This is a genomic window from Paraburkholderia sp., from assembly GCF_050742655.1.
In the GTDB taxonomy this organism is placed as follows: domain Bacteria; phylum Pseudomonadota; class Gammaproteobacteria; order Burkholderiales; family Burkholderiaceae; genus Paraburkholderia.
The window spans coordinates 330,609-347,605 of sequence record NZ_JBOIGG010000002.1; the positions used below are offsets into that span (position 1 = coordinate 330,609).

The window sequence follows — 16,997 nt, forward strand, 5'->3', positions numbered from 1 at the left end:
TGCACAGCCTGCGCGAACGCGGCTGCGGTGTCCTCGGCCGCGCGTTAGCACGGACCGTTACTTCTGCCTTGCTTCTTCTACTTCTTCGTGAACGCGACGGCCGCGACGATGATCGCGCCTTTGATAACCAGTTGCAGCGACGAACTGACGCCGAGCAGCACGAGCCCGTTGTTCAACGTTCCGATGATCAGACTGCCGAACAGCGTGCCGAGTACGAAACCGCGTCCGCCGAACAGGCTGCATCCGCCGAGCGTCACCGACGCGATCACGTCGAGTTCGAGCCCCTGCACGACGTCGGGCCGCGCCGCGTGCGAGCGCGCGGACAGCACCAGCGCGGCGACGCCCGCGAGCATGCCGGTCAGCACGAAGGTCGTCGTCGTGACGCGCCGGATGTTGATGCCCGAGTAGAGCGCTGCGGTCGGATTGCCGCCGCATGCGTAGACGCGCCGGCCGAACACGCTGTAGTGCAGAAGCAAAATGCCGGCGACGACCGCGAGCACGGTCCACAGGATCGGCACCGGCACGCCGAACACATCGCCTTCGCCGAAGATCGAAATGAACGAATCGTTGGTGATGATCTCGGGCCGTGTCGTCGTGACCATCAGCGCGAGGCCGCGCGCGGCGCTCAATGTGCCGAGCGTGACGAGGAACGATGGAATGTTGAGGCGCGTCGTCGCGACGCCGTTGATCAGCCCGACGATCGCACCGGTACCGATGCCCGCGATGGCACCGATGATCCAGCTGTCGCCGACGTGGGTCATCGCGAGCGCCGCCGACATGCCCGACAGCGCGAGCGTCGACCCCACCGACAGATCGATCTGCCGCCCGATGATCACGAACGTCATACCGATCGCGACGATCGACACGAGCGCGGTCTGCCGGCCGATATTGAGGAAGTTGTCGATCGACAGGAACCACGGCGACGCGAAGCTGAATACGACCAGCAGGATCGCGAACGCGACGTACAACGCGTAGGGCCGGTCGCCCTGCAGCAGCAGTTGCGCGAGCTTCTTGCCGCGGCTCTGCGACGCCGGCTGCACTTGTGACGATGAAGCCTGGCGATCAGAGGCAAGCGTGGGGACGGAGTCGTTCATGATGCGTACTCGTTCGGGGAGCGCGAAAGCTGGATCAGGTGATGGAGTTCTTCGGCGTTGCCGAGCGTCGCACGCTCGACCGTGCTGACGATGCGTCCGTCGACCACGATCGAGATGCGGTCGCACAGCCGCAGCAGTTCGTCGAGATCGGACGACACGACGAGCACACTGGTGCCTTCCCGCGCCGCGTCGCGCACGACGCCGTAGATTTCCTCGCGCGCGCCGACGTCGACGCCGACTGTCGGCTCGTCGAGCAGCAGCACCTTCGGTCGCGGATGATTCCACTTCGCGAACACGACCTTCTGCTGGTTGCCACCCGATAGAAACTTCACGTCGGTCGACGTACCCGGCGCCTTCACCGAAAGCGTCTTCATCGCGCGTTGTGCCGCACCGGTCGCGGCACCGCTACGCAGCCAGCCCCAGCGCGAAAAATACCGCAGCCGCGGCAGCGTGAGATTGCGTTCGATCGAATGGTCGAGCACGAGGCCCTGCACGTGACGATCTTCCGGTACGAGCGCGACGCCGCGGCGGATCGCTGCGGCGGGCGTCAGGTGTGCGAGCGGTTCGCCGTCGAGCAGGATTGCACCGCGGTCGACCGACTTCAGTCCAAAAATGGTCTGCAGGATTTCGGTGCGGCCGCTGCCGATCAGCCCGGCGAGTCCGTGCACTTCGCCGCGTTGCAGCGTCAGATCGACGGCATGCAGACGGTCGTTGCCGACGTTCGATAGCGCGAGCACGGGGGTGTTGTTCTTGTCCGCTTCGTTCGACGTTGCCGCTGCCGCCTGCGATTCGCGCGCATGCAGCGCCGCGTGCCCCGAACCGACGATCGCCGCGACCAGTTGCTTCATGTCGGTTTGCGCGGTCGCGAACGTGCCCGCGTTCGAGCCGTCGCGGAACACCGTGACGCGCTGCGAGATGCGGAAGACTTCGTTCAGCCGGTGCGTCACATAGATCACACCGACGCCGCGACCGGTCACCGCGCGGATCGCGTCGAACAGGATCTGCTCTTCGCCGCCAGTGAGCGCGGACGTGGGTTCGTCGAGAATCAGCACGCGCACGTCGCCCATCAACGCCTTGCAGATCTCGGTCATCTGCCGGTACGCGAACGGCAACGAACCGACCGATGCGCGCGGATCGAGCGGAATGCCATGGGTTTTCAGAAATGCGCCGACTTCGGCGAGCAGCGCGCGCTTCTTCACGAAGCCGAGGCGCGTGCGCGGCTCGCGCCCGAGCATCAGGTTCGCCGCGACCGACAGCGATTCGACGAGACTCAGGTCCTGATAGACCACCGCGACGCCGGCTTCGCGCGAGCGCGCGGGGGAATCGAACGCGACTTTCTGGCCGGCGATCTCGATTGCGCCGTCGTCGTAGCTGTGAACACCGCTGAGGATCTTGATCAGCGTGGACTTTCCGGCGCCGTTTTCGCCCAGCAGCGCATGGACCTCGCCGGGCAGCACTTCGAGGTCGACGCCGCGCAGCGCCTGCACGCCGCCAAACCGCTTGGTGACGCCGGCAACACGGACCAATGGCATCTGAGGCGATGAACTGGCCGCGGACAAAACCGGCTCACTCATCTGGATTGTCTCCTTCGTCGGCGAGACGAAATTCTTTTGTGCCGCGAACGGGCCGCGACTATGTTTGTGATCTTGTCATCATCGAAATGATGCGTCAATAACATTCTTGGGCTGATTAATGCTGTCCGGGCACTCGGGAAAGCGGTCTGGGCCGGCTTGGGTGGAGATTATGTAATGATGTTAACAACGATGTGAAATAGTCGGACGACCGTCGGCGGTCGACCCGCATCGCGGCCCCGATCGCGAACCTCGTGCAGCCCCGTCTCACAACCCCGCCTCATAACCCGATACACACCGCGCCCGCCGCGATCACCACGCACGACGCGAAGCGCCGCAACGTGATCTCCTCATGCAGGAACAGACGGCCGATCAGCACCGCGAACACGACGCTGGTTTCGCGCAGCGCCGACACCATTCCCATTGCGCCGAACTGCATCGCCCAGATCACGATGCCGTAGGCGGCGATCGACACGGCACCGCCGGCCATCGACGTGCCGACGTCGGCAAGCGGCGCACGCAGCGCATGGCGCCCTCGCATCGAGACGAACACGAGCGGCATCAGCCAGTAGAACGTGAACATCCACGCGGTATAGGACATCGCGTTCCCCGAGTGCCGCACACCGATACCGTCGACCACCGTATAGACCGCGATCGTCACGCCGGTCAGCAGCGCGGCTGCGAGCGTCGCGCGCGATGGCCGCTTCCGCTGCAGCGCGAGCCCGACGATCCCGCCCGACACCAGCACGATGCCCGCCGCCTGCGCGAGGCCGGGCAGCTCGTTCGCGAAGAGCATCGCGCCGAGCGCCACGAGCATCGGCGACGAGCCGCGGGCAATCGGGTACGCCTCGCCGAGATCGCCGTGTCGATATGCCCGGACGAGGCTCAGGTTGTACACGCCGTGAATCAGTCCCGATGCGGCGATGTATGGCCACGACGCCGTCGCCGGCAAAGGCACGCACGCGACCACGACCGTCGCGATGCACGCGATGCCCACGCTCATCCAGGTCATCGACAGAAAGCGGTCGCGATTGCCGTGCAGCAGCGCGTTCCAGGTGGCGTGCAACAGCGCGGCCAGCAGCACGAAGCCGCCGAGATAACTGATCATGATGGTTCGGGAGAGGGTATCGACAGGACGCCATTTTAAACGTATAGACGTCTATATGTATATGGCGCCTGGTGCGTTGCGTGAGCCCGTGCGCCGATGCCATACTGACTGCCCGTCGCGCCGTCCGCTCGCCGCCGACCACGAAAAAAGGATCCCCGTATGGACACGGCAAGCCGAGCCTTGACGATTTTCGCCGGCCGCACTGCCGACCGGAACGCGCGCGGCATGGCCGGCGCCGCGAAAGTCGGCGCCGCGCTCGCCCGACGTCTCGGGCTCGAACCGGTCCGCATCGGCGAGCCGGAAGCGCCGTTCGACGGCGACTGGCGCGCGCAACTCGCGGCGGCGCTGCCGTCACTGAAACTGCTGTCCGCACGCTACGACCGGCTGCTGCGCGCCGAACCTGGCGCGCCGCTGTTGACCGTCATGGGCCGCTGCGCGAGTGCGCTCGCGACGCTGCCGGTCGTCGCGCGTTACCGGCCGGATGCGGCGATCGTCTGGTTCGATGCGCACGGCGACTGCAACACGCCGGCGACGACGAAGTCCGGTTATCTCGGCGGTCTCGTGCTGACCGGCGCGTCGGGACGCTGGAGCGCGAACGCACCCGGCGTCGACGCAACCGGCCTCGGCGCAGACCTCGACCTCGCGAACGTGATCCTCGTCGGCGCGCGCGATCTCGATCCGTCCGAGCGCGCGCTGATCGACGCCGGCGCGCTCACACTGGTGCCCGCCGGCGACCGGCTCGCCGAGCGGTTGCGAACGGCGATCGCGGGCCGCGAAGTGTATGTGCATCTCGATTGCGACGTGCTCAATCCGGGCATCGTGCCGACCGAGTACGCGGTCGACGGCGGCCTGTCGCTCGACGAGTTGTCCGCCGCCGCGCAGGTGCTCGCGGACAGCGGCGCGATCGGCCTCGAGATCGCCGAATTCGAGGACGGCTGGAGCGGCGCCCAGGCCGCGCTGAAAGGCGCCGATGCACCGTGTGCACCGGACGCGCTGCTCGACGCGCTCGCCCCGCTTATGGGAGCCCTGCAACGGCTGTAATGCAGCGGCTGTTACGCGTAGCCGCCGGGCCTGCAAGGCCCGGCGAGGAATTGCACCACTGTCACGGTTGCGCAACGAAGCACCGTTAACGTCTGGCATCCCAACCCACAACCGGGATGTCATGACCACCCCGTTGCAGGATAGAACCGCGGTCGCCGGCGCGGCATCGAAGGTGCTCGCCGCCAGTATCGTGCTGAATCTGCTGTTGATGATCCTGCAAGCGTCGGCCGGGCTCTATGTCCATTCGTCGGGCATGCTCGCAGATGCCTTGCATTCGTTCGTCGACCTGGTCGCCGACGCGCTCGTGCTCCTCGCCTGTCTGCTCGATGCGCGCGCGGCCGCCGCCGACCCGACGCGCCGTCACCCCCGTTACGAACCGCTTGCATTGCTTGCGCTTGGGCTGCTGCTCGGCGCGACCGGCATCGAGATGACCTGGCAGGCCGTCGTGCGACTCGGCGCGAACACGGGAGGCGTCTTCGACGTGATGACGCTCGGCGTCGCCGCGTTCACGCTCGCGAGCAAGGAAATGCTGTTTCGCTGGATGGCGCGCGAAGCGAAACGTACACGCTCGACGCTGCTGCACGCGAACGCGTGGCACGTGCGCGCCGACGCGATCTCATCGCTGCTTGTGACGCTCGCGATCTGCGGCAGCCTCGCGGGACTCACGCGACTCGACGACGGCGCCGCCGCGTTGATCGGGCTGATGATCGCGAGGACCGGCTGGAGCTTCGGACGACGCGGGCTGAACGGCATCCGCGCGGTGCGCGCAGTGCAGGCGACACCCGATGCACCGACACCGGAACGCGCGCTGCCGGTACCGATCCAGATCGTTCGTCATGCGCCCGAGGTTGCGGCGCTGTACACGATGCCGCGGCGGGACGCAGCGCCTGCCTCCGTGTCTATGCCGATGCCCCGCGCAATATCGGTCGAACAGGAAGCGGCGACGCTCGACAACCGCAGCGCCGCCTGACACTCACCTTACCCGCTCCGATCAGCGCGTCACAACCGTTGCACGCGGCCCGCTCAACGTCGTTTCCGTCATGCCCGGCGCCGAACGGATCGCTTGCGTCGTGAACGGAAACCGCGCCCACGCCTTCCGCGAATACGCGAGCGTCGCGTCGCGCGAATGCGGCGATGCCGGATCGTCCGATTCCGAATGCGACAGCAGCGTGTCCGCTTCCGGACCGTCCGCACCGAACCCGACTACCTGCAGATAGCTGTTGCCCGGCGCGTGCTCGTCGAGATCATCGCCGCGCTTGTCGATCGGCTGTCCCGAACACGCGGACGTGAAATACCCCTGCAGATCGCAGCCGCCGTACAGCGGAATCTTTGCACCACCGCGTTCGGTGTACATCGCTTCGGCACGTGTCGAATCGAGTGCGAAACCGTTGTCGTGCAGTGCGAGCACGGCTGCGGCCAGCGCCTGTGCAAGCGCGGGGTTCGCTGCGTTCAGACCCGCGGGTGTCGCGAGCGGGCGGCTCGCGTCGAACTGCGTCGCGTAGAGTCGTGCCGCTGGAATGGCCTGCGCGCGCAACCAGAATTCGTCCCACAGATTCGCACCGCGCGCGTCGGCGTTCGCGGTGCCGTCCCATGCGCGCAGCACAGTGCAGGCTTTGCCCAGATCGACGCTGCGCGCCGCCGCTTTGCCCCGCGCGGAGGAAGCGGAAGCAGGCACGACCGATATCGTCGGAGCGGGATGCCCCGGCGCGCACAGCGCATCGAGCAGCGGTTGCCGGAACAGGCGCTCCGACATCGACCCGCTCGACAGTACCGTCTGTTCGAGCGCATCGCGCGCGACGCCGCCCGGCTCGCTCATCAACTGCTGCGCGAGCCTGTGACCGAGTCGCGTACGCAGCGATTGCGGCGTGCCCGTTTCTCCCGTCACCTCGGCGAAACCCGTCAGCGGCGCTTGCGGATTCGTGAGCCAGTAGCTGCCGTTGAAATTGCCCACGTAGTCGCGTCGCAGCAGGCTCGGCATCGCGGCGACCGGCAGTTCGTCCGGCGTCTCGGCGCGCGCACGCTTGTCGCCGCCACTGCTCCACTCGCACGCGGACCGCGAGCCGTCGAGAAACGGCACGCCCGGCAAACGCGCATCGAACGCATGGCCGGCGGGTGTCGTGCACACGGCCGCGAGCGTATCGGGCACGTTCGGCACGATGCCGATATCGGCGAACCAGACGCGCGGATCGCCGCGGCCGATCGCGAACGTGTTGACCCATGGCATCGCCGCGTAGCGCTTCTGGATCGCGATGAAGTCGTCGAGCGACGTGGCCTGCCCCCATGCGAGAAGGTTCGCGAACGTCCGCGGGTTGTTTTCGTTCACGTCTTGCAGCGCGAATGCATGTTTCGCGTTCCAGCCAAGTGCCGGCGACATCGACGACAGATCCACGATCGGCCCGAAACGCGACCGGTACAGCACACGCGTGACGGAGGTAAGCTGGTCTGTTTTCGGATCGCGCACCTGCACGGTGACGGGCATCGGGCGCAGCGCTTCTTCGTGGCCGTCGACCAGATAGCGCGTCGGTGCACCGGGCACGAGCTTCAGTTCGAACATGCCGAAGCGATGCGCGCTCGATACCGTGTTCGTCCACGCGACGTTGCGATTGAAGCCGATCTCGATCACCGGCACCGCGAGGAGCGACACGCCTGCGACGTCGAGCTGGCCCGGGATCGTCAGTTGCGCCTGGTAGAAGCGATCGGGACCGCGCCAGAACCAGTGCGGATTGCCGAACAGCAGGCTGCGGCCGTCGCGGGTCGCCGACGCGCCGAACACGAACGCGTTGCTGCCGATGCCGGTATGACCGCCGACCGCCAGTTGTTCGGGATCGAACGGCTTCATGTCGCGCGCCGAGGTATTCGTTGATGATGACAAGGCCGATGAAGACGAAGGCACGCCCGGCGGCTGCGCCTGCACGATCTGCTCGAGAAACCGCATCGCGCCACCCGCCAGCATCAGCGAGATCAGGCGCCGGTACAGATCGTCGCTGGAGATCGGCTTGACCCACGGCTTGCCGGCGCATGCGAGATGCGCGCCCGGAAAGCGGCCTTGATTCATATCGTCGACGTAGCGGTTGTAGCCATCGGCGAAACCTGACATGAGTTCGCGCAACCGCACCGGCTGCGCGCCACGGTAGCGCGCGACCGCATCGTCGTCGACGATCGAACGAAAGAAGAAATCGGCATCGAGATTGCGCGGCCGGCCGAATGTCGCCGATGCGGGCGTATGCGCATCCGCGCCGAACCACGCGGAGCGTTCGCCGCGCCACGTGAGGAACCCATCGGCAAGCGTGCACAGGTTGTCCTGCGCCTGCGCGTAACCGTAGCCATAGCCGAGACTGCCCCAGTCGCGGGCTTCGATGTGCGGGATGCCGTTCTGGGTGCGGCGAATGTCCACGCGATACGGCGCGGCGGACGCGATTGCGGTGGTGTCGTGAGGCGATGCCGCGTGAGCGACGGGCAGCACGGCCGACGTCGCGACGGCAAAAGTCGACAGCAGTGTGGAAAATCTACGAAGCAGAGGGGTCATGGCACTCCCGGATGAAGGTGGAAAACCGCGTGCCGACGCAGGACGGCGAGACGTCCTGACGGCAGTCACAGACACGCGACACGGCAGCGCGCATCGCACGATGCGGAAGCGGCCGAAGATGGAGTTAAAAAGCGATCTGAACAGCGGTGTGCGACGCGAGTTTGGCTCGTATATTACTGTGACGATACGCGATGCGTTCGGTAGAACCGTATCCAGGTAGTGAACAGTAAAGGAGCGGCAAACAACGTATGCGCGATGCGTCAGAAGTCGTCGGGAAAGTCTGGTTCGCAACGCACTTCGCTGCCGACGCTCAACTGCTGGCCCGCGCCTTCGACGACAATCGCGTTCTGTCCAAATGTGAGCCCGCCATCGACACGTGCGTTTGCACGCCAGCCGGCCATCGTGTCGAGCGGTTCGTTCGGCCAGTGCGGATCGGGGCGGCCCGCCAGGTGATCGACGGTGGTGATCGGACAGCGCGCGCACGGTTTGACGAAGCGCAGTTCGATCGTGCCGTTTGCATCGTTTGTGTTGGCCGGGTGGATGGACAGCGTGCCGACGAAATCCTCCTCGAAGGCATCGATGCCGCCCAACACGATGTTCGGGCGGAAGCGGTTCATCGGAATCGCTGGCGCGCCCTTCGCGACCAGGCGGTGGTTCAGCTCGTCGAGCGATGCTTCGCCGGTGACGAGCAGCGGAAAACCGTCGGCAAACTGCGTCGGCGCTTCGATGCCCTGGGTCCAGCGCTGGCTCGCGAGCCGCGTCGCGGCGCGGTCGAATCGCACCAACCGCACGGCGGTACCGAGCACGGCGGAAAACCAGCGAGCCGACTCGTCGCCTTCGTCGAGTGCGGCGACGCCATCGTTCCAGATCGTCACCGGCACGCGCGCCGCTTCCTGCGGCGCGTCGAGCGGCAGACGCAGCACACTGTCCGCACCGGGCGCGGACAGTTCGAGCGCATCGGCCGAGAGCACCGGATGAATCAGCGCCATCGCCGGGTACTGACGCTGCGAAACGAAGCGCCCATCGCGATCGATCACCATCCAGTGACGATCCCACGCGAACCCATGCGATTCGAGCAACGCGCGTTCGAGCGGAATGCCGCCGCACGACTTGACCGGATAGACGAACAGCGCGCTGACGAAAGGCATGGAAAACGACCGGCACGGAAAGTACGGCATGCAGGGGCCGCGCGACACGCGCGCGCATCGACGCCACGCGTCGATGCGGCCGATTTTCGCCCGCCGTTTTTTCGGCCGCAACCTGTACGCGAAGCACAACCACAGTGCGTGTAGCACCGGATGGCGTGCGCATCCGGCTATCGAACGGCACAACGTAGATCACTCGATGGAGTCTCCCAACGTGTGCGGGACATGTGCGTCTGCATCGACGGCGCCGTCGTACCGCTCGCCGTAGGCAACGCAGGCCGCGTAGCCGTCGATGCCATCGATCCAGTGAAAGCGCAGCCGATCCGCATCGGCTGCGATCGATCCCGGTTGCGCGGACGGCCGCTGCAAACCATCGGCGAACGGATCGACCGCGATGCATTGCAGCCCCTCCGCGATGCCGAGGCCAAGTGCCTTCAGCAGCGCTTCTTTCGCGGTCCAGCTGAGCAGGAAGCCGCTTAACTGCTGCGCGGTTGCGCTGCTGTCCAGCGCACGTCGTTCGTCGGGCGTACACACGAGATCGGCGAGCGGCCGCCAGTCGAGCGCGCGATCGACGCGCTCGATATCGACGCCGACGACGCGCCCCGCCGAAATCGCGATCAACGCATGCTCGCCCGCATGCGACACATTGAACGACAGCGCCGGATAGCCGTCGAGCGCCGGCCGGCCGTAGCGGCCCGTCGTAAAGCGCAGCGCGTGCGGCGCCTCGCCGATCCGGCCCGCGAGCAGCGTCCGCAACGCGACCCGTGCCGCGAGAAAGCGCGCGCGGTCGGCGAACTGCCGGTAGCGGCCGGCGCGCTCGCGCTCCGCATCGTCGACGCTGCCGTGCAGCGGCACGAGCGCGGCCGGATCGGTGGGCACCGGCACGCGCCAGACCTCGACATCCGCGGGCCAGCGGTGCTGTGCGGCAATCCTGACGGGGCGTACCGCCATCGGCTTTTCTCCTTCATTCATCGTACGACCCGGCTCACATACAAATGAGAATCATTTGCAATTATACGGAATTTATCCCATGATTCGGACAGTCTCGACATTTCGATCATTTCGCGATCTTTCCGCGATTTCCCCGGATTCCTGCTCATGAACTCGCCTCTCATTGCTGTTGATACCCTCGAAGCGCCCATCGCCGCGGACCGCTCGCAGATCGTCCTGCAATCGCTGTTGTCCCGCCAGTCGTACTGGCCGCTGACCTCGCCCGGCCCGAACGACACCGAGTTGGCGTCGGTCTTCGATGCGGCGTTGCGCGCACCGGATCACGGCAAGCTGCGTCCATGGCGCTTCGTCGTCGTGCGCGGCGCCGCGCGGGCCGCGCTCGGTGAAGTGCTGGTCGATATCGCGAACGCGCGCGCGCCGGACGAACCGCGCAGCGCGCATCAGCATCGCGCGCAGAAGGCTCAGGCTGCGCCGGTCATTATCGCGATCGCCGCGGCCATCGACACGACGTCGACGGTACCCGAAGTCGAACAGCTGCTGTCGGTCGGCGCCGCGACGATGAACATGCTCAACGCGATCCACGCGCTCGGCTACGGCGGCTTCTGGGTGACCGGCCCCGATTCATACGACGCGCACATGCATGCATCGCTCGGCTTCGGGTCCGACGAACGGCTGCTCGGCTTCCTGTTCGTCGGTACACCATCCGCGGCGCAACGCGGCACGGTTCGTCCGGAACGCACGGCTCACGTGCGCGAATGGACCGGACCAGTCACACGTTAACGCGCCGCTGACAGTGCCCATGGCGGCACCCGCAGCACGACCGCCGGCTTCGGCCGACGGCATCCGGTCCAGATCGGAGGTCCCATGCATTTTCATAGTCCGCCCGTGAGGCAGAACTCGCTGCTCGACGATTCGCTCGCGCAGCATCCCGACGCCGCCGAGCTGACCGTCGTCAGCGCGGTGCGCACGTGGCTGCGTCCGCAATGCAACGCGGTGCGCATGCGCAACAGCTGGCGCGATGTGCTGTCGGAAGCCGGCATGACCGCCGATGGCCTCACCTATTTCGACATGCTGATGCGTGCGCTGATGCGCACCGCGTGCCGTCCGCTCGACATGCGCTGCCGCTGCGCGAGCGATCTCGCGAAAGACGAAGCGTCGCTGCTGCAGACCATCGCGCTGCTGCAGAAAACCCATAGCCAGGCCGCGATGCAGCTGCTTAACGGCTGGCTGCCGCAGCCAGCCGTTAGCGGCATGCTGAAGATCGTCCGCTGGTTCGCGATCTCGCTGCTCGACGCGGGTCTCGTGATCCGGGTTCGCGTACGGCGCGTCACGTACATGCATTGAAGGCCAGGGCTTGTCCAGAACGACCTTCGCCTTCGACCTCGACTCCGCCACCGTCGCTGTGGCGCCGCGCGGCTCCAGCCGCCGGCGCAGCTCGGTGCGTCATGCGATCTATCGCGTACCGGATCTCGCGTTTCTGCCGCAGCGTCTCGTATGGCAGCGCCCCGACGGTGTCGCGCCGCCCATTGCCGGCGAACTGCTGCTGTGGCGCTTTCGCCCCGAATGGCAAGCGATCTCGAAAGACACTGCGTACACGCGGCTGTCGAAAGCCGAACTCGCGCGCGTGAAGAATCATCCGAACCGCGCGCTCGGCAAGCGTTTCGCGGTCGGCCGCGCGATGCTGCGCGGCGTACTCTCGGAGATGCTCGACTGCGCACCCGCCGACGTTGCATTGAGCGACGACGCGCACGGCCAGCCGGTATTTATCGATGCGCATCGCGAACGCATCAGGATGCAGGTCGCGTATGCGGGTGTGTGGATTGTGATCGGCCTCGCGACGACGCCGCTCGGCTTCGGTACGCGGCTCCCGTCACCTGCACACGACGAAGCGGACGGCGTCGACGGCCCGCTCGCCGCAGCGCCGCTCGCCCGCACGCCGCTCGCGCAATCGATCGAACTGCGCAGTCGCGTGCGTTACGCGAGCCTGCTCGCGGCAACGGGCGAACCGCTCGTCGACGCGGATACCCACGCGCTGTGTCAGGACACCGCAGCGTGCTTCGTCGAAACCGGCGATGCTAGCGATGCCGAGGGCTCGACTCGCTGGCATATCCTCGACGTGCCGATGCCCGGCACGATCCATACGGCCGTGGCCGTTGCACAACCGGTCACGCGGATTCAGGCCTTCGGCTGGGCGAGTCCCGACGGCCGCATCGACGCGGGCTAGGCTGCCGCTAGCGGAGCCGCCTTCAACCGGTTGAGATCGGCTGGCTCGAGAACGGCCTGCGGCGCACCGTGCCGCGCAACTTCCAGCATCGCCTGACCGAGGCTCTCGGTGGTCTGTATCTGCGCGGGAAAGAGCCGCCGCAGCGTCGACAGCAGCGGCGCGAGCACCACGTATACCGCGTCATACAGCCGCGTCTTCGAACGCACGCCGTGCAGCGGCTGAATCACCCCCGGCCGGAACAGATACACCGCCTTGAACGGCAGCCGGCGCAACGCGTTTTCAGTGCGCCCCTTCACGCGCGCCCACATCACGCGACCCTGCTCGCTGCTGTCGGTGCCACTACCCGACACGTAGACGAACGTCATCGCCGGATTGAGCCGTGCGAGCGTGGTCGCCGCGGCAAGCGTGAGGTCGTACGTGATGCGCGCGTAATCGGCCTCCTTCATCCCGGCCGACGACACGCCGAGGCAGAAGAAACACGCATCGTAGCCGGACAGTTCGTCGTCAAGACCCGCGTAGTCGGTCAGATCGCGGCGAACCACTTCATGCAACCGTGGATCGAGTTGACCAGTCGCCGAGCGTCCAACGGTCAGCACCTGGGTCACATCGGGATCGCGCAGGCATTCGCGCAGCACGCCCTGCCCGACCATGCCGGTCGCGCCAAAAATCATCACTTTCATGTCGTCTCTCCAGGCCATCGCACGCCCGCCAGCGGCACGGAAGCCGCCCACAGTCGCGCCGCAACCGCTTCGTCGCGGACCTTTTTGCCGATCGTCGCCGCACCCACCGGCCCCTTCAATTCGAACCGTCCCACCGGCCCATAGTATCCCCCGGGCTTCGCATCCGGCGACGTCGCGGCGAACAGCGTCGGCAATGCGCCGTCCGCAGCGGACTGCGACAGGAACGGCTCGATCGCTTTCGGCAAGCGCTCGAACAACGAGCGCCCCGAGACACGTCCAAGACCCGGTCCCGACGTTTGCAGACCGGTCACCGCGTAGCCCGGATGACACGTGACGCACGTGAGGCCCCAACCCTGCGCGTCGCTGCGTCGCTGCAGTTCGAATGCGAACAGCGACATCGCGAGCTTCGACTGCGCATACGCGCGCCACGGACGATAGCGGCGCTCCCACTGCAGATCGTCGAAATGGATATCGGCAAGCAAACGATCCGCGCTGCTGCTCACATTGACGACACGCGTGTCGCGTCCCGCGCGCAGCAGCGGCAACAGCCGCGCGGTCAACGCGAAGTGGCTCAGATAGTTGGTGCCGAACTGCAGTTCGAAGCCGTCGTCCGTGGTGTGACGGGTGGGCGGCGTCATCACGCCGGCATTGTTCACGAGCAGGTCGAGCGCCGGATGCCGGCTCGAGAAACTGTCGGCAAACGCGCGGACCGACGCGAGATTCGCGAGGTCCAGATGCTCGTAGCGCACGTTCGCGCCCGGATGAAGCACGCGGATGCGGTTCAGTGCGACGCCGCCCTTCGCGGCGTCGCGCCCGGTGAGCACGACCTCGGCACCCGCACCGGCCAGCGCGAGCGCCGCCTCGTAGCCAATGCCGCCGGTCGCGCCCGTGACAACGACGAGGCGCCCCTGTTGATCCGGAATGTCGTCGATGGTCCAGTTCTTCACGATAGGTGCCTAGCGGTCGGGAAAGGCCGGAATCGGGCCGGTGTCGAAGTCGGTCGACAGGCTGACGTCGCGCCAGGCTTCTGCTGAGCGCACGCGTTCCGCGTCGACCTGGTCGAAGAAATGCAGCGCGTCGCTGCCGAGCAGCAGATGCTCAGGCGGATCGCCATGCTCGGCGATCCGCACAACGACCTGCGCGACGCGCGCCGGGTCACCTGGTATAACGTAGGACCCGAACATCTTCAGCAGCGCGCCAACACTCGCTTCGTAGTCGGGCAGCAATGCCGGGATCTTGCTGCCGGCCACCGTACCCCAGTCGGTACGCATGCCACCCGGCTCGAGCGCAACGACCTTGATGCCGATCGGCGCGACTTCGCGAGCCATCACTTCGGTGAAGCCGCCCACCGCCCATTTCGCCGACTGATACGCGGCAAGACCCGCCATGCCGATGCGTCCCCCCACCGACGAGATGTTGATGATATGCCCCGAGCGCTGCGCACGCATCGCGGGCAATACGGCGCGCGTGAGATTCACGACGCCGTAGAAGTTCGTCTCGATCTGCGCGCGGAAATCGTCGTCGCTGACCTGCTCGAGCGGCGCAATGTGGCCGTAGCCCGCGTTGTTGACCAGCACGTCGAGACGGCCAAACGCCTCGATCGCGACTTGTACCGCCGCGCGTGCGGCGGCTGCATCGGTGACGTCGAGTTCGACCGTGCGCAGGCGCTCGCCGAACTGCGCCTGCAGATCGGCGAGACGCCCCGGATCGCGCGCCGCTGCGACGACACGATGCCCCGCGGCCAGCGCCGCATCGAGAATATGACGGCCGAGGCCGCGTGCACTACCGGTGATCAACCAGACTTTGGACATACCGAACTCCTTCGAAAAAGCCGACCTTCGTCGACAGGGTTTAATCTCAATTAATTGAGTGAACACATACTCATTAAAGGGTTATAAAAAAACGCGGTCACTTGCCCGCGATCGCACTCCAGAATGCGACGAAGCCTGCTGCCTTGTAGCGCCTCGCATGCTTCGGATCCTGTTCGATGAACTCCATCGTCACCTCCGCGATTGCGTTCATCACGGCGGCAACAAACGCGGGCGGCTGATCCTTCAGCGGGCCGTCCGACGAGATCCGATGGATCATTGCGTTGATCTCGCCGAACGCCTCCATGCCGGCCGCACGGGTGTGCCCGCTGATGCGTTCGGACACGGCCAGCTGGCTCATCGCCTTGCGCTTCAGCGGAAACGCGACACCCCAATCGATATAGCGCTCCCACACGTAACGGCCGCGCTCTTCGACCGATTGTGCCGCCGGATAATCGCGCGTCATCTCGTCGCGCATATCGTGCTTGAGCGCCAGATACAGCTGGTTGAGCAGCGCGTCCTTGTTCTCGAAGTACGTGAACAGCGTCCCCTCCGCCACGCCCGCGCCTTTGGCGATCTTCGCCGTCGGCGCGCTGACGCCGAGCGTCGCGACCACGGTGGTCGCGGCCGACAGAATGGCGTTGCGTTTGTCTTCGCTGCGGGGGCGTGCCACGAATCGATTCCGATAAATGAGTGTTCACTCAATAATAAAGCAGTTCGCGGATTTGTGCAAGCGACCGGGCTCGCGCAGCCCCTCCGTCTCCCGGTCGACAACATCCCCTCAGTGAATGAACTGGTCGGGTATCTCTGTCAATCGCCGATGTGACAAGGCACTTTGCCAATCGACCGCTGCGGCAGCGACAGCCATCTGCCTGGGTCGACGTTCCACATATGGCTCATCGATTGATTGATGCGGAGCCAGCTGGACGGCAAGAAGATCAACATCGACCGGATCGTGCGACCGGGATCCCGGACCATCGCTCAAAGGATGGGCATTCCGATCTGCCACGTGCTGCTGATTGTCGACTCGACGACCGTTGATGTGACGTATTTTTTGATCGGCTTTCCATACTATTTTTCCCGGCTGCTCTTTCGGGGGAATGGACGAAGTCCTGGTGAGCGAGGTAGCAATCTGATTCTTGCGCTCCGAATCCACTACGCGGGCCGGTGTTTTCGATGGCTCGCCGGCCCCATCGGGTGAAATATGGGCAGGGTGTACTGCGACGTTGATCTTCTCTACTTGCCGATACGTGCCCTCACCTCCATGTGAACCGTGCAGAAGCAGCCAGCCCACCGGAACAACCACTACCGCCGCTATCCCTAATGCGGGCAGCGCTGCGGCAATGAACCGTCGCGTCTTTCCTGGCGTATGGATGACCGGGAGGCGACTTTTAGACGGCGTTTCGATCCCAGCCTTCGCAACAGCCTTGACGTCCGGATTGCCTTGCAGAGGTATCCAGTTGCAAAAGCGATGTGGATCAACAGGATCGATACAAAACGTAGATAGCTTGACCAGATAGAACGCTCTCGATCGATGGCCGGTTGCCCTGCAAGACAGCCATTCGCGACCGAACGTCAACCCCTTGAGCGAATCATATGGAGGTATGTCAGGTCCAACTTTTATAGGGGGGAGTGACGGGACAGTCATTGATCGATTCGACAATGTTCAAAAAAGTCGAACATTTCGACCGATGCGCGATCATCTCGATTTCAAGGCGACAATGGATGAACAATTGTTGCATTCGTTTCGCTCTTGCCTGACGTCGCCGCAACGCAGATACATCGACGCATGACACAGGTTGTCGCGGACGCGCGCAGGCGCACGGCTCGCGTGAGAATACAAGGTACG

At 65.3% G+C, this 16,997-nt stretch carries 16 protein-coding genes; 5 read left to right on the forward strand and 11 right to left on the reverse strand.

Annotated features, from left to right (window positions below; genetic code table 11):
- Nucleotides 1-77: 77 nt before the first annotated feature.
- The 3 genes from ACREXZ_RS04125 to ACREXZ_RS04135 form a co-directional block, all read right to left on the reverse strand.
- Nucleotides 78-1,094: an ABC transporter permease gene (locus ACREXZ_RS04125; protein ID WP_431762757.1), complete on the reverse strand. Its 1,017-nt coding sequence runs from the start codon at nucleotides 1,092-1,094 to the stop codon at nucleotides 78-80.
- On the reverse strand, nucleotides 1,091-2,668 hold the full coding sequence (locus tag ACREXZ_RS04130; protein ID WP_431762758.1) for a sugar ABC transporter ATP-binding protein: 1,578 nt from the start codon (nucleotides 2,666-2,668) through the stop codon (nucleotides 1,091-1,093). The genes ACREXZ_RS04125 and ACREXZ_RS04130 overlap by 4 nt, the downstream gene beginning before the upstream one ends.
- A gap of 277 nt (nucleotides 2,669-2,945) precedes the next feature.
- Nucleotides 2,946-3,773: an EamA family transporter gene (locus ACREXZ_RS04135; protein ID WP_431762759.1), complete on the reverse strand. Its 828-nt coding sequence runs from the start codon at nucleotides 3,771-3,773 to the stop codon at nucleotides 2,946-2,948.
- 159 nt (nucleotides 3,774-3,932) lie between these two features.
- Between ACREXZ_RS04135 and ACREXZ_RS04140 the strand changes: the two genes are divergently transcribed.
- Nucleotides 3,933-4,814, forward strand: a complete 882-nt coding sequence (locus tag ACREXZ_RS04140) for an arginase family protein (protein WP_431762760.1) — start codon at nucleotides 3,933-3,935, stop codon at nucleotides 4,812-4,814.
- Nucleotides 4,815-4,935: 121 nt separating this feature from the next.
- Entirely contained in the window at nucleotides 4,936-5,784 is an 849-nt protein-coding gene (locus tag ACREXZ_RS04145) for a cation diffusion facilitator family transporter (protein ID WP_431762761.1), read from the forward strand.
- Between the two features lie 21 nt (nucleotides 5,785-5,805).
- Here the strand turns inward: ACREXZ_RS04145 and ACREXZ_RS04150 are convergent, their stop codons facing one another.
- The 3 genes from ACREXZ_RS04150 to ACREXZ_RS04160 all read right to left on the reverse strand — a co-directional run bounded on the left by ACREXZ_RS04150 (nucleotide 5,806) and on the right by ACREXZ_RS04160 (nucleotide 10,436).
- Nucleotides 5,806-8,340 (reverse strand): penicillin acylase family protein, encoded by a 2,535-nt coding sequence (locus ACREXZ_RS04150; RefSeq protein ID WP_431762762.1) that lies wholly within the window; start codon nucleotides 8,338-8,340, stop codon nucleotides 5,806-5,808.
- Nucleotides 8,341-8,600: 260 nt separating this feature from the next.
- A complete protein-coding gene (locus tag ACREXZ_RS04155) occupies nucleotides 8,601-9,488 on the reverse strand; it encodes an MOSC domain-containing protein (RefSeq protein ID WP_431762763.1) in 888 nt (295 codons plus the stop codon).
- Between the two features lie 189 nt (nucleotides 9,489-9,677).
- A complete protein-coding gene (locus ACREXZ_RS04160) occupies nucleotides 9,678-10,436 on the reverse strand; it encodes a 4'-phosphopantetheinyl transferase family protein (protein ID WP_431762764.1) in 759 nt (252 codons plus the stop codon).
- Nucleotides 10,437-10,583: 147 nt separating this feature from the next.
- Here ACREXZ_RS04160 and ACREXZ_RS04165 point away from each other — a divergent pair, with 147 nt between their 5' ends.
- From ACREXZ_RS04165 to ACREXZ_RS04175, 3 genes are all read left to right on the forward strand, one after another.
- The gene (locus ACREXZ_RS04165) at nucleotides 10,584-11,216 is read left to right on the forward strand and encodes a nitroreductase family protein (protein ID WP_431762765.1); all 633 of its coding nucleotides are present in this window, start codon (nucleotides 10,584-10,586) and stop codon (nucleotides 11,214-11,216) included.
- Between the two features lie 84 nt (nucleotides 11,217-11,300).
- Nucleotides 11,301-11,780: a hypothetical protein gene (locus ACREXZ_RS04170; protein ID WP_431762766.1), complete on the forward strand. Its 480-nt coding sequence runs from the start codon at nucleotides 11,301-11,303 to the stop codon at nucleotides 11,778-11,780.
- Between the two features lie 10 nt (nucleotides 11,781-11,790).
- The gene (locus tag ACREXZ_RS04175; protein ID WP_431762767.1) at nucleotides 11,791-12,660 is read left to right on the forward strand and encodes a 4'-phosphopantetheinyl transferase family protein; all 870 of its coding nucleotides are present in this window, start codon (nucleotides 11,791-11,793) and stop codon (nucleotides 12,658-12,660) included.
- Here the strand turns inward: ACREXZ_RS04175 and ACREXZ_RS04180 are convergent.
- The 5 genes from ACREXZ_RS04180 to ACREXZ_RS04200 form a co-directional block, all read right to left on the reverse strand.
- A complete protein-coding gene (locus ACREXZ_RS04180) occupies nucleotides 12,657-13,340 on the reverse strand; it encodes an NAD(P)H-binding protein (protein WP_431762768.1) in 684 nt (227 codons plus the stop codon). The two genes, ACREXZ_RS04175 and ACREXZ_RS04180, sit on opposite strands and share 4 nt — an antisense overlap.
- On the reverse strand, nucleotides 13,337-14,287 hold the full coding sequence (locus ACREXZ_RS04185; RefSeq protein ID WP_431762769.1) for an SDR family oxidoreductase: 951 nt from the start codon (nucleotides 14,285-14,287) through the stop codon (nucleotides 13,337-13,339). Before ACREXZ_RS04185 ends, ACREXZ_RS04180 begins: the two co-directional genes overlap by 4 nt.
- 9 nt (nucleotides 14,288-14,296) lie before the next feature.
- On the reverse strand, nucleotides 14,297-15,151 hold the full coding sequence (locus ACREXZ_RS04190) for an SDR family NAD(P)-dependent oxidoreductase (RefSeq protein WP_431762770.1): 855 nt from the start codon (nucleotides 15,149-15,151) through the stop codon (nucleotides 14,297-14,299).
- A gap of 97 nt (nucleotides 15,152-15,248) precedes the next feature.
- Nucleotides 15,249-15,821 carry a TetR/AcrR family transcriptional regulator gene (locus ACREXZ_RS04195; protein ID WP_431762771.1) on the reverse strand — a complete coding sequence of 191 codons (573 nt, stop codon included), beginning with the start codon at nucleotides 15,819-15,821 and terminating at the stop codon, nucleotides 15,249-15,251.
- Between the two features lie 108 nt (nucleotides 15,822-15,929).
- Nucleotides 15,930-16,727 carry a hypothetical protein gene (locus ACREXZ_RS04200; RefSeq protein WP_431762772.1) on the reverse strand — a complete coding sequence of 266 codons (798 nt, stop codon included), beginning with the start codon at nucleotides 16,725-16,727 and terminating at the stop codon, nucleotides 15,930-15,932.
- Nucleotides 16,728-16,997 lie beyond the last annotated feature (270 nt).

Coding starts and splice junctions, on each gene's coding strand:
- ACREXZ_RS04125 (WP_431762757.1), bottom strand. CDS start 1,094: ATGAACGACTCCGTCCCCACGCTTGCCTCTGATCGCCAGGCTTCATCG.
- ACREXZ_RS04130 (WP_431762758.1), bottom strand. CDS start 2,668: ATGAGTGAGCCGGTTTTGTCCGCGGCCAGTTCATCGCCTCAGATGCCA.
- ACREXZ_RS04135 (WP_431762759.1), bottom strand. CDS start 3,773: ATGATCAGTTATCTCGGCGGCTTCGTGCTGCTGGCCGCGCTGTTGCAC.
- ACREXZ_RS04140 (WP_431762760.1), top strand. CDS start 3,933: ATGGACACGGCAAGCCGAGCCTTGACGATTTTCGCCGGCCGCACTGCC.
- ACREXZ_RS04145 (WP_431762761.1), top strand. CDS start 4,936: ATGACCACCCCGTTGCAGGATAGAACCGCGGTCGCCGGCGCGGCATCG.
- ACREXZ_RS04150 (WP_431762762.1), bottom strand. CDS start 8,340: ATGACCCCTCTGCTTCGTAGATTTTCCACACTGCTGTCGACTTTTGCC.
- ACREXZ_RS04155 (WP_431762763.1), bottom strand. CDS start 9,488: ATGCCTTTCGTCAGCGCGCTGTTCGTCTATCCGGTCAAGTCGTGCGGC.
- ACREXZ_RS04160 (WP_431762764.1), bottom strand. CDS start 10,436: ATGGCGGTACGCCCCGTCAGGATTGCCGCACAGCACCGCTGGCCCGCG.
- ACREXZ_RS04165 (WP_431762765.1), top strand. CDS start 10,584: ATGAACTCGCCTCTCATTGCTGTTGATACCCTCGAAGCGCCCATCGCC.
- ACREXZ_RS04170 (WP_431762766.1), top strand. CDS start 11,301: ATGCATTTTCATAGTCCGCCCGTGAGGCAGAACTCGCTGCTCGACGAT.
- ACREXZ_RS04180 (WP_431762768.1), bottom strand. CDS start 13,340: ATGAAAGTGATGATTTTTGGCGCGACCGGCATGGTCGGGCAGGGCGTG.
- ACREXZ_RS04190 (WP_431762770.1), bottom strand. CDS start 15,151: ATGTCCAAAGTCTGGTTGATCACCGGTAGTGCACGCGGCCTCGGCCGT.